The organism is Mesorhizobium sp. J8 (assembly GCF_016591715.1).
Taxonomy (GTDB): domain Bacteria; phylum Pseudomonadota; class Alphaproteobacteria; order Rhizobiales; family Rhizobiaceae; genus Mesorhizobium.
On the sequence record NZ_AP024109.1, the window covers coordinates 2101552 to 2114879 of the forward strand.

The 13328-nt window shown below is 65.4% G+C and carries 12 protein-coding genes; 9 read left to right on the forward strand and 3 right to left on the reverse strand.

The genetic code is table 11. The features are described 5' to 3' along the window. The first annotated feature begins 28 nt into the window (after positions 1-28). Entirely contained in the window at positions 29-1462 is a 1434-nt protein-coding gene (locus MJ8_RS09640; protein WP_201414161.1) for an FAD-binding oxidoreductase, read from the forward strand. A gap of 185 nt (positions 1463-1647) precedes the next feature. After that, a complete protein-coding gene (locus tag MJ8_RS09645; protein ID WP_140748261.1) occupies positions 1648-2214 on the forward strand; it encodes a DUF6101 family protein in 567 nt (188 codons plus the stop codon). Between the two features lie 169 nt (positions 2215-2383). Here the strand turns inward: MJ8_RS09645 and ubiA are convergent, their stop codons facing one another. Next, positions 2384-3367, reverse strand: a complete 984-nt coding sequence (gene ubiA / locus MJ8_RS09650; protein ID WP_201415377.1) for a 4-hydroxybenzoate octaprenyltransferase — start codon at positions 3365-3367, stop codon at positions 2384-2386. Between the two features lie 51 nt (positions 3368-3418). Then, complete coding sequence (locus MJ8_RS09655; RefSeq protein ID WP_201414162.1) at positions 3419-4330, reverse strand: LysR family transcriptional regulator; 912 nt, start codon at positions 4328-4330, stop codon at positions 3419-3421. 89 nt (positions 4331-4419) lie between these two features. On the opposite strand from MJ8_RS09655, the gene MJ8_RS09660 reads away from it, so the two are divergent. Continuing rightward, a complete protein-coding gene (locus tag MJ8_RS09660) occupies positions 4420-5214 on the forward strand; it encodes a phytanoyl-CoA dioxygenase family protein (RefSeq protein ID WP_201414163.1) in 795 nt (264 codons plus the stop codon). Positions 5215-5383: 169 nt separating this feature from the next. Further along, positions 5384-6664 (forward strand): phosphoribosylamine--glycine ligase, encoded by a 1281-nt coding sequence (gene purD, locus MJ8_RS09665; RefSeq protein WP_201414164.1) that lies wholly within the window; start codon positions 5384-5386, stop codon positions 6662-6664. Positions 6665-6688: 24 nt separating this feature from the next. Here the strand turns inward: purD and MJ8_RS09670 are convergent, their stop codons facing one another. Then, positions 6689-7849 (reverse strand): glycoside hydrolase family 25 protein, encoded by a 1161-nt coding sequence (locus MJ8_RS09670; protein WP_140748273.1) that lies wholly within the window; start codon positions 7847-7849, stop codon positions 6689-6691. A 252-nt stretch (positions 7850-8101) separates the two neighbouring features. On the opposite strand from MJ8_RS09670, the gene MJ8_RS09675 reads away from it, so the two are divergent. The 5 genes from MJ8_RS09675 (at position 8102) to MJ8_RS09695 (ending at position 13264) form a co-directional block, all read left to right on the forward strand. Beyond that, the gene (locus tag MJ8_RS09675) at positions 8102-8986 is read left to right on the forward strand and encodes an AraC family transcriptional regulator (RefSeq protein WP_201415378.1); all 885 of its coding nucleotides are present in this window, start codon (positions 8102-8104) and stop codon (positions 8984-8986) included. A 297-nt stretch (positions 8987-9283) separates the two neighbouring features. Continuing rightward, a complete protein-coding gene (locus MJ8_RS09680) occupies positions 9284-10366 on the forward strand; it encodes a sugar ABC transporter substrate-binding protein (protein ID WP_201414165.1) in 1083 nt (360 codons plus the stop codon). A 67-nt stretch (positions 10367-10433) separates the two neighbouring features. Further along, positions 10434-11264, forward strand: a complete 831-nt coding sequence (locus MJ8_RS09685; protein WP_201414166.1) for an ATP-binding cassette domain-containing protein — start codon at positions 10434-10436, stop codon at positions 11262-11264. Continuing rightward, on the forward strand, positions 11261-12511 hold the full coding sequence (locus tag MJ8_RS09690) for a sugar ABC transporter permease (RefSeq protein ID WP_201414167.1): 1251 nt from the start codon (positions 11261-11263) through the stop codon (positions 12509-12511). Before MJ8_RS09685 ends, MJ8_RS09690 begins: the two co-directional genes overlap by 4 nt. Positions 12512-12535: 24 nt before the next feature. After that, positions 12536-13264, forward strand: a complete 729-nt coding sequence (locus MJ8_RS09695) for an SDR family oxidoreductase (protein WP_201414168.1) — start codon at positions 12536-12538, stop codon at positions 13262-13264. Positions 13265-13328 lie beyond the last annotated feature (64 nt).

Consider the following 13328-nt stretch of genomic DNA (forward strand, 5'->3'; position numbering starts at 1 on the left):
TTCCTGGAATTGCTCTAGGTTCTGACCCATGAACGATCAGCCCTTCGACCTCGACCCCGCCGTCATCGACCGCTTCGCGGCCATCGTCGGCGGCAAATATGCCTTGCGCGACCAGGCCGACATCGCGCCTTACATCACCGAGCGGCGCGGCCTCTGGCACGGCCGCACATCGCTGGTGCTGAGACCCGGCAGCGTCGAGGAGGTGAGCCGCATCATGCGCCTCGCCACCGAGACCGGAACGCCGGTCGTGCCGCAGAGCGGCAATACCGGGCTGGTCGGCGCCCAGGTGCCGGACAAATCCGGACACGACATCGTGCTGTCGCTGTCCAGGCTTAACCGCATCCGCGAGATCGACGTCCTGTCGAACACGGCGACCGTCGAGGCCGGCGTCATCTTGCAGACGCTGCAGGAAGCGGCCGACGCCGCCGACCGGCTGTTTCCGCTGTCGCTCGCCGCGCAAGGGTCCTGCCAGATCGGCGGCAATCTTTCTTCCAACGCGGGCGGTACCGGCGTGCTTGCCTATGGCAATGCGCGCGAGCTCTGCCTCGGCGTCGAGGTGGTGCTGCCGACCGGCGAGGTGTTCGACGATCTGCGCAAGCTGAAGAAGGACAACACCGGCTACGATCTGAAGAACCTCTTCGTCGGCGCCGAAGGCACGCTCGGCGTCATCACCGCCGCGGTAATGAAACTGTTCCCGAAGCCGAAGGGCAGGGAGGTCGCCTTTGCCGGCCTGCCGTCGTCCCCGAAAGACGCGCTGTCGCTGTTCACCCTGGCGATGGACCGCGCTGGCGCCTCGCTCACCGCTTTCGAGCTTATCGGCAGAAGGCCCTACGATTTCACGCTTAAGCACGGGCAAGGCATCACCAGGCCGCTGGCCGACGACTGGCCGTGGTATGTGCTGATGCAGGTTTCTTCCGGCCGTTCCGAAGAGGACGGCAAGGCGCTGATCGAGGAAATCCTTTCAGCCGGCCTCGAGCAAGGCATCGTCGGCGACGCGGTGGTGTCGGCAAGCCTGGCCCAGGGCGACGCCTTCTGGAATTTCCGCGAGACGCTTCCCGAGTGCCAGAAGCCGGAGGGCGCCTCGATCAAGCACGACATCTCGGTGCCGATCGCCTCGATCCCCGAGTTCATCGAAAAGGCGGCCGGCGTGGTGGAAGGCGTCTGCCCCGGCGCGCGCGTGGTCTGCTTCGGCCATATGGGCGACGGCAACCTGCACTACAACATCTCGCGTCCGGTGGATTGGCAGGACGAGCCGTTCCTCGAGCTCTATCATCCCATGAACAAGGCCGTGCACGATGTCGTGCGCTCCTTCCACGGCTCGATCTCGGCCGAGCACGGCATCGGCCAGCTGAAGCGCGACGAACTGATCGCCACGGCGCCGCCGATGGCGATCGATCTGATGCGCCGCGTGAAGGCGGCCTTCGATCCGGCCGGCATTATGAATCCCGGTAAGGTTATCTGATCCTCACCTCACCCGGCGGCCGGTCGCATTCCGATAACCATCGCCGAGATCAGCAAAATTTAACCGACTTTCTTAAGCGCGCCGGTAAGAAGCGAGCGCTAATGTTTCTTCCCATAACGAGGCCGGAAAAACCGGCCCTGAGAGAACCGGAAAAACGGCCCTCAGGACTAACAGGGAAGACATCGATGAACACTGGACTGAAGCCAGTCTGGGCCGGGCGCAACATGCGTCTCGACCCGTTTCGCCTGCCGCAGATGGTGAGCTATGCCACCCGCGACGACTATGGCGACGTGACCTTCACCATCGACCAGCGCGGCGCCGTCATCCGCCGTGTGCTGGAGATGAGCGGTGTGCCGGCGATCATCGCGCTGCCCGCCAAGGCGTTCCGCGGCGTCGCCGCCCGCGCCATGGAAGATCCGGACGGCAACGTCACCGTGACGCTCGAGCTCCTGCACAATGATCCGATGCTGTCGGTGCCGCTGCTGGTCGCCGATGACCTCGAGGACGTCGCCGCGGACTGGCGCGCCTGGGCCGACGCCTATCGCCTGCCGATGCTTTTGATCGAGGCCGATGGCATCGCCCGCACCCTGGAAGAATCGCTCGGCGCCGCCATCAAGGCCCTGCCGCCGCAGGAGCGCCGCAAGGGCCGCGTCTCCACCATGCGCCGCCCTCGCTTCCTCGCCCGCCGCAAGGCCGGCAACCTGGGCCTGAGGCTCGTCATCGACGGCCAGGAGATTATTGCGCGGGAGTAGTGCGACGCCCTCTCCTTCTCCCCTTGTGGGAGAAGGTGTCGCCGAAGGCGACGGATGAGGGGTGCTCCAGGGAAAGCCAGCGTCTCACTCCGCTGGAACACCCCTCATCCGTCTCGGCGCTAACGCGCCGATCCACCTTCTCCCACAAGGGGAGAAGGGAAAAGCCCCGCTACACCAGCGGCTTGAGCCATATCCACACCGAGCCGCCGATCAGGCCGAGGAAGATCAGCCAGCCGACCTGGTTGTTCGACTTGAACAGCTTCAGGCACTGGTCCGGATTGTTAATGTCGAGCCGGATGATCTGGCGCGCCATGTGCGCGCCGGCGGCGATCAGGCCGGCCAGCGCCACGATCGGCACCTGCGCCGAAGCGAAGGCGATGGCGAAGCAGATCAGCGCGCCGCCATAGAGCCCGGTGAGCCACATCTTGGTGTTGTCGCCGAACAGCCGCGCCGTCGAGCGTACGCCGACGATGGCGTCGTCTTCCTTGTCCTGATGCGCGTAAATCGTGTCGTAGCCGATCACCCACAGGATCGAGCCGATATAGAGCATGATCGCCGGGTCATCGATGTCGCCGAACTCGACCGCCCAGCCCATCAGCGCGCCCCAGGAGAAGGCTAAGCCCAGCACGAATTGCGGCCAGTTGGTGATGCGCTTCATGAACGGATAGACTGCGACGATCGCGAGCGAGGCGATGCCGAGCGGGATGGCGAAGCTGTTGAATTGCAGCAGCACGGCCAATCCCACCAGCGCCTGGATGATGACGAAGGCCCAGGCCTGGCGGCGCGTCACCTTGCCGGCGGGCAGCGGCCGCGAGCGCGTGCGCTCGACCCGGTTGTCGATGTCCTCGTCCGCGAGATCGTTGTAGGTGCAGCCGGCGCCGCGCATGGCGACGGCGCCGATGAAGAACAAAAGCAGGTACCAGGGCGCCGGAAGCAGCGTCAGCAGCGGGTCGGTCGGGCGCGGATAGGCGCCCGCGGCAAGTGCGGCCGACCACCAGCAGGGCCACAACAGCAGTTGCCAGCCGATCGGCCGGTCCCAGCGCGCGAGCTGCGCATAGGGCCAGAGCCAGCGCGGCAGCACCCGGTACACCCAATGGCCGCTCGGCGCATCGGCGACACGGCCCTGGATCGCTTTCGACTGGACGGTTTCCATCATGTTGAAGTGACAGTCGCGGGTGGCGACGTCAAGCGGCCGCGGTGTCGCTCAAGCAGTGAAAACATCGTGACCGGCAAACCATGCCTTGGCGACGTCGATGAAGGCCGTGGCCGCCTTGGACAGGCGCTGGCGCGTGTCATGCGTCAGGATGATGCGCTGCATCGGCAGCGGGTCGGAGAGCGGCTTCAAGACCAGCGGCAGGCCGTCATAGCTGCGGTCGCCATGGGGCCTCGTGTAGCTGACCGCGACGCCGAAGCCGTTCGCCACCATGGACCTCTGCAATTCGAACGAGCTCGTCGTCGCCCGGGCGATCGGCGACAGGCCGCGGCTGAGGAAGAGGTCCAGCATGTGCTGCCAGCTATGCGGCTGGTCGGTGGTGATCAGCGGATGCTGGGCGAGCTCGGCCAGGCTGACGGCATGCTTGTCCGCAAGCTCATGGCCGGAGGGCAGAAGGGCGTGCGGCCGCAACTCATGCAGCAGGATGCGCTTGAAATGGCCTGGAAGGCCGAGATCGTAGGTGAGGCCGAGATCGACGGCGCTGTCGGCGAGCCGCCGCCCCAGCGTCTCGAAAGTCTCGTCGCCGATGACGACGGTGACGGCCGGGCAGCGTTCGGCAAAGGCGCGCATCAGCGCCGGCGCGAAATAGGGCGCCAGATCCTCGAAGCAACCGAGCACCAGCTCGCCGCCGATATCGGCGTCGCGCGAACCGAGCGCCGCCAGTTCGTCCGCCTCGCCCAGCACCTGCCTCGCCTTGGCGACGGCCCTGCGGCCGAAGGACGTCAGCGCGACGCCGCTTCCCCGCTGGCGCACGAACAGTTTCTGGCCAAGCGCCTCCTCGACATGGTCGATCGCCACCGAGATCGACGGCTGCGACACGTTCAGCGCCTGGGCTGCCGCGGTCACGCTGCCATAGCGGGCCACGGCAACGACATAGCGCAACTGGGTGAGCGTAAACTTCATAGATAAAAACTATGAGCGAGATGACAAGTTATTATTTTACGCGATGTCTGACGCTTGCGATAGTCAGTCACCAACTGAGGAAAAGCGCCATGGCCAGCCCGAAGATCGATGCCTCGACGATTGCTGATTACCAGCGCGACGGCGCGGTCTGCATACGGGGCGCCTTCAAGGACTGGGTCGACGTCATTGCCGACGGCATCGAGCGCAACATGCAGAACCGCAGTGCCACCGCCTCCGACATCGCCGGCGGCAAGGGCAGCTTCTTCGACGATTACTGCAACTGGGAGCGGATCCCGGAATTCGTCAGGATCGTGCGCGAATCGCCGGCCGCCGAGCTCGCCGCCGCGGTCATGCAGTCGCGCAGCGCGCAGTTCTTCCACGATCACGTCCTGGTCAAGGAGCCCGGCACGCAGAAGCCGACCCCCTGGCACCAGGACATCCCCTATTACTTCGTCGACGGCAGCCAGACGGTGAGCTTCTGGATTCCGATCGATCCGGTGAAGGAAGCGACGCTCAGGCTGATCGCCGGCTCGCACAAATGGGAAAAGATGGTGCTGCCGGTGCGCTGGCTGAACGACGACAATTTCTATGCCGGCGAGGGCGACTATCTGCCGGTGCCCGATCCCGACAATGATCCCTCGATGAAGGTGCTCGAATGGGAGATGGAGCCGGGCGACGCCATCCTGTTCGACTTCCGCACGGCCCATGGCGCGCGCGGCAATTTGACCTCGGCCCGGCGCCGGGCGCTGTCGCTGCGCTGGGTCGGCGACGACGCGCATTATGTCGAACGCCCCGGCCGCACCTCGCCGCCCTATCCGGGCCACGACATGAAGCCCGGCCAGAAGCTGCGCGAGGACTGGTTCCCGGTCATCTACCAGAGCTGAGCTGTCCTCCGGGGTCGTTTCTCCCGGCCGTCGGAGGCTCGGGACATGTCCATCGGCCTTGATGAGGTCCATGTTCCCGTGCGCAATTGGCGCCAATTTGCCAAGACGCCTTGACCCGCCGCCCGCGGACCAATAGCGGGTTCGGGGAGACGATCAGCAAGAGGTGGCCATGAACGTTCTTCTTCTCGGCTCGGGCGGCCGCGAACATGCGCTCGCCTGGAAGATGTCCGCCTCGCCGCTGCTGACGAAGCTCTACGCCTCGCCCGGCAACCCGGGCATCGGACGCGTCGCCGAACTCGTGAAGCTCGACGTCGCCGACCATTCCGCCGTCGCGTCCTTCTGCCAAGAAAAGAAGATCGACCTGGTCGTGGTCGGCCCGGAAGGCCCGCTGGTCGCCGGCATCGCGGATGATCTGCGCGCCTGGGGCATCCGGGTCTTCGGTCCGTCAAAGGCCGCGGCAAGGCTCGAGGGCTCGAAGGGCTTCACCAAGGATCTTTGCGCCAAATTCAACATTCCGACCGCCGCCTATGGCCGCTTCGGCGATCTCGCCTCGGCGAAAGCCTATGTCGAGAAGACCGGCGCGCCGATCGTCATCAAGGCCGACGGGCTTGCCGCCGGCAAGGGGGTTACCATCGCCATGACGCTCGATGAGGCGAATGCCGCGCTGGAGGCGTGTTTCGACGGCGCCTTCGGCGTCGCCGGCGCCGAGGTTGTGGTCGAGGAATATCTCACCGGCGAGGAAGCGAGCTTCTTCTGCCTGTGCGACGGCGCTACGGCGCTGCCCTTCGGCACCGCGCAGGACCACAAGCGCGTCGGCGACGGCGACACCGGGCCGAACACCGGCGGTATGGGCGCCTATTCGCCGGCGCCGGTGATGACACCCGAAATGACCGAGCGCACCATGCGCGAGATCATTGAGCCGACCATGCGCGGCATGGCCAATCTTGGCGCGCCCTTCGCCGGCATCCTCTTCGCCGGCCTGATGATCACCGACAAAGGGCCGAAGCTCATCGAATACAACACCCGTTTCGGCGACCCCGAATGCCAGGTGCTGATGATGCGGCTGAAGGACGACCTGCTCGTCCTGCTCAACGCTGCCGTCGATGGCCAGCTCGCGCATATGTCTATCCGCTGGAGCGACGAGACGGCATTGACCGTGGTGATGGCGGCAAGGGGTTATCCCGGCACGCCGGAAAAGGGCTCCGTCATCCGCGGCCTCGACGAGGCCGAGCGTGATGGCGCCCAGATTTTCCACGCCGGGACCGCCATCAATGGCGGCGCGCTGGTCGCCAATGGCGGTCGCGTGCTCAACGTCACCGCGCTCGGCAAGACTGTAGGCGAGGCCCAGGCGACGGCCTATGCGGCGATCGACCGGATCGACTGGCCGCAGGGCTTCTACCGCCACGACATCGGCTGGCGCGCCGTCGAGCGCGAGAAGGCCAGCGGCTGATATCGGCTGGCGAGTGCCGGAAAGTCAGCGCTTGGCGCTGTCGAGCGTGGTCGAGGCGGTGCTGACCGGATCCGCTGCGGCGAAGGCCGCGTCGATCTGCTCGGGCGTGCGCTGTCCGGAGCGTTGCCAGGCGACATATTGCACGATGCCGAAAATGGCGCGCCGCGGCACCGTCTTCACCACCGGCATGCGGAACCCGTCGCGGAATTTCTCCCAGCGCGCGCCGAGCACGGCAACCATTTCCTCCACGGTCGGCGGCGTCGCCACATCGGCATAGGTAATCGTGACCTTGCCGGCGAGGGCTTTTTCGCGCGGTATCGGCACCGGGATCGAGGCAAGGTAGTCGGCCGGCACGTCGAGCAGCCCGCCGAAGGCCCATTGCCGGCGCAACTCGTCGGCGCTCATCGGCGCGACGCTGACATCGATGTCGTTGGGCGTGCCGGGCACGCGGTAGGGGCAGGAGAAATGGCCGCAATTGGCCTGCGCCGAGAACTGCCAGAGCGCATAACCCTGCCAGTTGCCCATCGGGAAATGCACGTCGATGTCCGGCTTGTAGCGCGCATACCACAGCGGCAGCCGCGACAGGAGCCGATACTGGTAGCGGTTGTCGGCGATATACTGGGCGGTCTTGCCGTTGACATAGAGCACCGGGAAGCGGCCGAGGCGGCGATGCACCTGGCGCACGAATTCCTCGGCGTCGTCCAGCGACATCCATTGCGTAGGGTCAATGCCTTCAATGTCCAGGGCCATCAGCTCATCCGGCGCCGGCTCGGCGAAATCGATGAAATTGTTGGCCTGCTCGACCGGGTTGCCGGGACGGGCCAGGTGATAGGCGCCCCATTTCAGGCCGAGCGCCTTCGCCACGACCTTGCGCGTCTGGAACAATTCACGCGTCACCGCATAGCGCTTCCACTGCGCCTTGCAGAGTTTGACGTCCGCCTCTGCGCCGAAGCAGACATAGGGCGGCGGCAGCCCGTCGGACGCCTTGTTGATGAAGCCGGCGATGCGCTTGTCGGTGACGAGCTGCTGCCAGTCGATGGAATTGTATTCGTAGGCGTCGATCACCAGCGGGCGGTCGGCATTCTTCCACGGCTCGGAGAAATCCGAGGCCTGTGCCGCCGTGCCCAGCGCAATCGCCGTAGCGAGAAGCGCCAGGCGGCGAAGAGGGCGCGCCGGCTTTTTCAATCAGGGTGTCCCCACTGACCAGTGAACGATCCTGAACCGCTATGGTTAAGGAATTGCTTTCAAAACATCGGCTTGCTTCGGTCCGCGTCGAAACGTCAAAAAAGTATCGGTCGGGTGGACAAGCCGTGGTGGCAGGCGCTTCAATTGCCGCCTAAGCTTTCAACCACGGTGGCCAGTGGGAAGACACGGACCCGCCTGACGAAGCGCAGCAACCGGTCAAAAGACCGGACCCGCGCGGGGAGGAAAATGAAGATGAATCCGGACCTGGAAGTCGTCCAGATCAGACAGGGAGAGTCGTTCAAGGCCTGGGCCCACGGCTACCCTTTCCGCACCGTGCGCTGGCACTTCCATCCCGAATACGAATTGCATCTGGTCGTCGCCACCACCGGCCGTTATTTCGTCGGCGACTTCATCGGCGAGTTCGAGCCGGGCAATCTCGTTCTCACCGGGCCCAACCTGCCGCACAACTGGGTCAGCGACGTGCCGCCGGGCGAGACCGTGCCGCTGCGCGGCCGTGTCGTGCAGTTCTCGGAGGAATTCATCGCCGGCGCTTCCGCCGCCTTGCCCGAACTTGCGGCCTGCGCCGGTATCCTCGAAACCAGCCGCCGCGGCGCGCTGTTCTCGCCGGCAACGGCCGAACTCGCCGCGCCTTTGCTTGCGGAGCTGACCGAGGCGCAGGGCGTGCGCCGCCTGGCGCTGTTCATGGCCGTGCTCGACATCTTGAACCGCGCCGGCGATGTCCGCACGTTGGCCAGCGCCGGCTATCTTCCGGATCCCTCCGGCTTCATGTCGGCCGGCATCAACCAGGCGCTCGCCTACATCAACTGCCACCTCACCGAGCCGTTCAGCGAAGGGACGCTTGCCGAGATTGCCGGGCGCAGCCCGAGCGCCTTCTCGCGCAGCTTCCGCCGTCACACCGGAATGGCGCTGGTGCAGTATGTCAACCGGCTGCGCATCAACCTCGCCTGCCAGCTTTTGATGAGCGAGGCGCAAATGTCGATCACCGAGATTTGCTACGCCGCCGGCTACAACAACATCTCGAATTTCAACCGCCAGTTCCTGGCGCAGAAAGGCATGTCGCCTTCGCGCTTCCGGGCCTTGCTGGCTGAGAACATCAACGCGGAGATTGCCGCCTAACAGGGAGGAAGCGGGAGGAGCTCAAAGCAATTCCAGTCCGAAGATCTTTCGTCAGGAATTGCACCAAACAAGGAAACATTCAGGGAAGGAAAAACGCGGGGTGCAGGGCACCCTGTGCTGGGGTTCGTTTGCCCGAAATCCAGCACGTTCAGGAGGATGTCCGCGTGGCTTATCGGGATCGAGTGATCCCCGGCCGCCGTCATACTCCTCGCAACAGTTCGACATGCAGTCAAGGCCTGGCGCGCCGTCCACCGCGCGGGTCCTCGTGAAACCATTTCTCGAAACGGAGACATTCGAATGACCAGACATGCTTGGAAATCGCCGTTTGCCTTGAAACCGACGATCGCCGCCGTTTTCGCCGTCTCGCTGCTCGGCAGCACCGCGGCATTCGCGGACACGGTCACCGACGCCACGGTGGCCTTCCTGATGCCTGACCAGGCATCGACCCGCTACGAGCAGCACGATTATCCGGGCTTCGTCGCGGAGATGAAGAAGCTCTGCCCGGGCTGCAAGGTGATCTACCAGAACGCCGATGCCGACGCGGCGCGCCAGCAGCAGCAGTTCAATTCGGTGATCTCGCAGGGCGCCAAGGCGATCGTGCTCGATCCGGTCGATTCAACCGCCGCCGCCTCGCTGGTCAAGCTGGCGCAGAGTCAGGGCGTCAAGGTCATCGCCTATGACCGGCCCATCCCGACGGCGCCCGCCGATTTCTACGTGTCCTTCAACAATGAAGGCATCGGCAAGGCCATCGCCGATTCGCTGGTCGGGCATCTCAAGGCGCTCAAGGTCGACCCGGCCGGCGGCGGCCTGCTGCAGATCAACGGCTCGCCGACCGACGCCGCTGCGGGCCTGATCAAAAAAGGCATCCATGAGGGCCTCGACAACAGCGGCTATCCGATCCTGGCCGAGTTCGACACGCCGGAATGGGCGCCACCGAAGGCCCAGCAATGGGCGAGCGGCCAGATCACCCGCTTCGGCACCAAGATCCTCGGCGTCGTCGCCGCCAATGACGGCACCGGCGGCGGCGCGATCGCGGCCTTCAAGGCGGCCGGCGTCGATCCGGTTCCGCCGGTGACCGGCAACGACGCGACGATCGCGGCGCTGCAGCTGATCATCGCCGGCGACCAGTACAACACCATCTCCAAGCCGAGCGAGATCGTCGCGGCCGCCGCGGCCAACGTCGCCGTCAAGCTGTTGTCGGGCGAGACGCCGAAGGCCGAGATGACGCTCTACGACACGCCTTCGCAGCTCTTCACGCCCGCGGTGGTGACACAGGAGAACCTCAAGGCCGAGATCATCGACAAGAAGATCAACACGGCGGCCGAGCTCTGCGTCGACCGCTATGCCGAGGGCTGCAAGAAGCTCGGTATCACCAACTGATCAAGTGGCATCCGGCCGTCCCTCGGCGGCCGGATGTCCAACGAAAGACTGTCAGGAAAGGCGGAGCATGAGCGAGAGTTTTGAAAGGTCAGCTTCCGTCGGCGAGCTGGTGCTCAGCCTGCGCGGCATATCGAAGAATTTCGGCGCCGTCTCGGCGCTGACCGATATCGATTTCGATGTCCATGCCGGCGAGGTCGTAGCACTTGTCGGCGACAACGGCGCCGGCAAGTCGACGCTGGTCAAGATCCTTGCCGGCGTGCACCAGCCGAGCTCGGGCACGATCAATTTCCGCGGCCAGCCGGTCACGCTCCCCGACCCGCGCGCGGCGCTGACGCTCGGCATCGCCACGGTCTTCCAGGATCTGGCGCTTTGCGAGAACCTCGATGTGGTCGCCAACATCTTCCTCGGCAACGAGCTCAGCCCGCTGCGGCTGGACGAGGTGGCGATGGAGATGCGCGCCTGGACGCTGCTCAACGAATTGTCGGCGCGGATTCCCAGCGTGCGCGAGGCGGTCGCCTCGCTGTCCGGCGGCCAGCGCCAGACGGTCGCCATCGCGCGCTCGCTGCTGCTTGAGCCGAAACTCATCCTGCTCGACGAGCCGACCGCCGCTCTCGGCGTGGCCCAGACGGCGGAGGTGCTCAACCTCATCGACCGCGTCCGCGCGCGCGGCCTCGGCGTCGTCATGATCAGCCACAACATGGAGGATGTCCGCGCCGTCGCCGACCGCATCGTGGTGCTGAGGCTCGGGCGCAACAACGGCGTCTTCGAGCCCGACGCCTCGAACCAGGACCTGGTGAGCGCCATCACCGGCGCGTCCAACAACGCGGTGTCGCGCCGCGCCGAGCGCCTGCGGGCAGAACGCGATCACAGCGCACAGGCGGGGGAGCAGCGTCCATGACGGAGCAAGGCAATTCGGCTCCCCTGGCGCTCGACCGCGCCGATGCCCGGGTGAAGCATGAAGCCGGCATCGGCGGCGCGATCAGCGCCTTCCTCGACCGCGTGCGCAGCGGCGATCTCGGCTCGCTGCCGGTCATCGTCGGCCTCGTCGTCATCTGGACCGTGTTCACCAGCCTCAACCCGGTCTTCGTTTCCAGCAGCAATCTGGTCAATCTCCTGTTCGACTGCTCGACGGTCGGCGTCATCGCGCTCGGCATCGTCTGCGTGCTGATGGTCGGCGAGATCGACCTCTCGGTCGGCTCGATCAGCGGCTTCGCCTCGGCGCTGGTCGGCACGCTCTGGGTCAACCAGGGCTGGCCGGTTGCGCTCGCCATCTTGGCCGCGCTGGCTTTCGGCGCCCTGATCGGCTCGCTCTATGCGCTTTTGTTCAACCGGCTCGGCATGCCGAGCTTCGTTTCGACGCTGGCCGGCCTGCTCGCGGTTCTGGGCATGCAGCTTTACATCCTCGGCTCCACCGGCTCGATCAACTTGCCATACGGCTCCGCCTTGGTGGATTTCGGCCAGTTGATGGTGATGCCGAAATGGGTTTCCCACACCTTGGCGGTTGTCCCAGGCCTGGCCATGCTGGTCACAGGACTTCGCACCGTCACGCGCCGCCGCGCGGCCAATCTGTCGGCACCGTCCGTGGCTGGGCTCGTCCTGCGTGTCGTTGCCATAACCGTCGGCCTCCAGCTGATCGTCGCCTACCTCAACCAGTCGCGTGGCATCCCGTGGATGTTCGGCCTGTTCGTCGGCCTCGTCGTGGCGATGAACTATGCGCTGACCCGGACCAAATGGGGGCGTTCGATGACCGCCGTCGGCGGCAACCGCGAGGCGGCACGCCGCGCCGGCATCAAGGTACGCGCCATCTATCTCAGCGCCTTCGCGCTGTGCTCGCTCTTTGCCGCGCTGGGCGGCGTGCTCGCGGCGGCGCGGCTTGCTTCCGCCAGCCAGCAGGCCGGCACCGGCGACGTCAACCTGAACGCCATCGCGGCCGCCGTCATCGGCGGCACCAGCCTGTTCGGCGGCCGCGGCAGCGCCTATTCCGCGCTGCTCGGCATCATCGTCATCCAGTCGATCGCCAGCGGCCTGACGCTGCTCGATCTGTCCTCGTCGCTTCGCTACATGATCACCGGTGCCGTTCTAGCCATCGCCGTGATCGTCGACTCCCTAGCGCGCCGTTCCCGTGCTTCGCACGGCCGCGCCTGAACAGTTCAAACGAGAAGGGTACACATGGCTCAAGATCTTTCGGGAAAAGTCGCCGCGGTCACCGGCGCGGCATCGGGCATCGGCCTCGAATGCGCCAGGGCGATGCTTGCCGCCGGCGCCCGCGTCGTGCTGGTCGATCGCGCCGAGGACAGGCTGAAGGAGGTCGTTGCCGAGCTCGGCGACGGCGCGATCCCGCTGGTGGTCGACCTCACCAACCCCGCCAGCGTGGCGACCATGCTGCCCGGCATCCTCGACAAGGCCGGCCAGCTCGACATCTTCCATGCCAATGCCGGTTCCTATGTCGGCGGCGAGATCCTCAACGGCGATCCCGACGCGTGGGACCGCATGCTGAACCTCAACATCAACTCGGTGTTCCGCTCGGTGCATGCGGTGCTGCCGCATATGGTTGGACGCAAGACCGGCGACATCATCGTCACCAGTTCGATTGCCGGGCTCGTTCCCGTGGTCTGGGAGCCGGTCTACACGGCCTCCAAGCACGCCATCCAGGCCTTCGTCCACACGCTGCGCCGGCAGGTCGCCAAGCATGGCCTGCGCGTCGGCGCCGTGGCGCCGGGGCCGGTCGTGACGGCCCTGATCAGCGACTGGCCGAAGCAGAAGCTCGAGGACGAGCTGGCGGCCGGCGGGCTGATGCAGCCGACAGAGGTCGCGGAAGCCGTATTGTTCATGCTGACGCGACCGAGGAATGTCACCATTCGGGATCTGGTGATCCTGCCGCAGAGCAACGATCTATAGTCAGTAGGAATTGGGCAGTAGGGAATAGGGAAAAGAAGCCATTGCCCCCGGCAGTCCAACACTG

What these genes read in the sequence shown, in the direction of transcription:
- purD (WP_201414164.1), top strand. Translation starts at nt 5,384, where the DNA reads ATGAACGTTCTTCTTCTCGGCTCGGGCGGCCGCGAACATGCGCTCGCC.
- MJ8_RS09690 (WP_201414167.1), top strand. Translation starts at nt 11,261, where the DNA reads ATGACGGAGCAAGGCAATTCGGCTCCCCTGGCGCTCGACCGCGCCGAT.
- MJ8_RS09655 (WP_201414162.1), bottom strand. Translation starts at nt 4,330, where the DNA reads ATGAAGTTTACGCTCACCCAGTTGCGCTATGTCGTTGCCGTGGCCCGC.
- MJ8_RS09695 (WP_201414168.1), top strand. Translation starts at nt 12,536, where the DNA reads ATGGCTCAAGATCTTTCGGGAAAAGTCGCCGCGGTCACCGGCGCGGCA.
- MJ8_RS09640 (WP_201414161.1), top strand. Translation starts at nt 29, where the DNA reads ATGAACGATCAGCCCTTCGACCTCGACCCCGCCGTCATCGACCGCTTC.
- MJ8_RS09675 (WP_201415378.1), top strand. Translation starts at nt 8,102, where the DNA reads ATGAATCCGGACCTGGAAGTCGTCCAGATCAGACAGGGAGAGTCGTTC.
- MJ8_RS09645 (WP_140748261.1), top strand. Translation starts at nt 1,648, where the DNA reads ATGAACACTGGACTGAAGCCAGTCTGGGCCGGGCGCAACATGCGTCTC.
- MJ8_RS09660 (WP_201414163.1), top strand. Translation starts at nt 4,420, where the DNA reads ATGGCCAGCCCGAAGATCGATGCCTCGACGATTGCTGATTACCAGCGC.
- ubiA (WP_201415377.1), bottom strand. Translation starts at nt 3,367, where the DNA reads ATGGAAACCGTCCAGTCGAAAGCGATCCAGGGCCGTGTCGCCGATGCG.
- MJ8_RS09685 (WP_201414166.1), top strand. Translation starts at nt 10,434, where the DNA reads ATGAGCGAGAGTTTTGAAAGGTCAGCTTCCGTCGGCGAGCTGGTGCTC.
- MJ8_RS09680 (WP_201414165.1), top strand. Translation starts at nt 9,284, where the DNA reads ATGACCAGACATGCTTGGAAATCGCCGTTTGCCTTGAAACCGACGATC.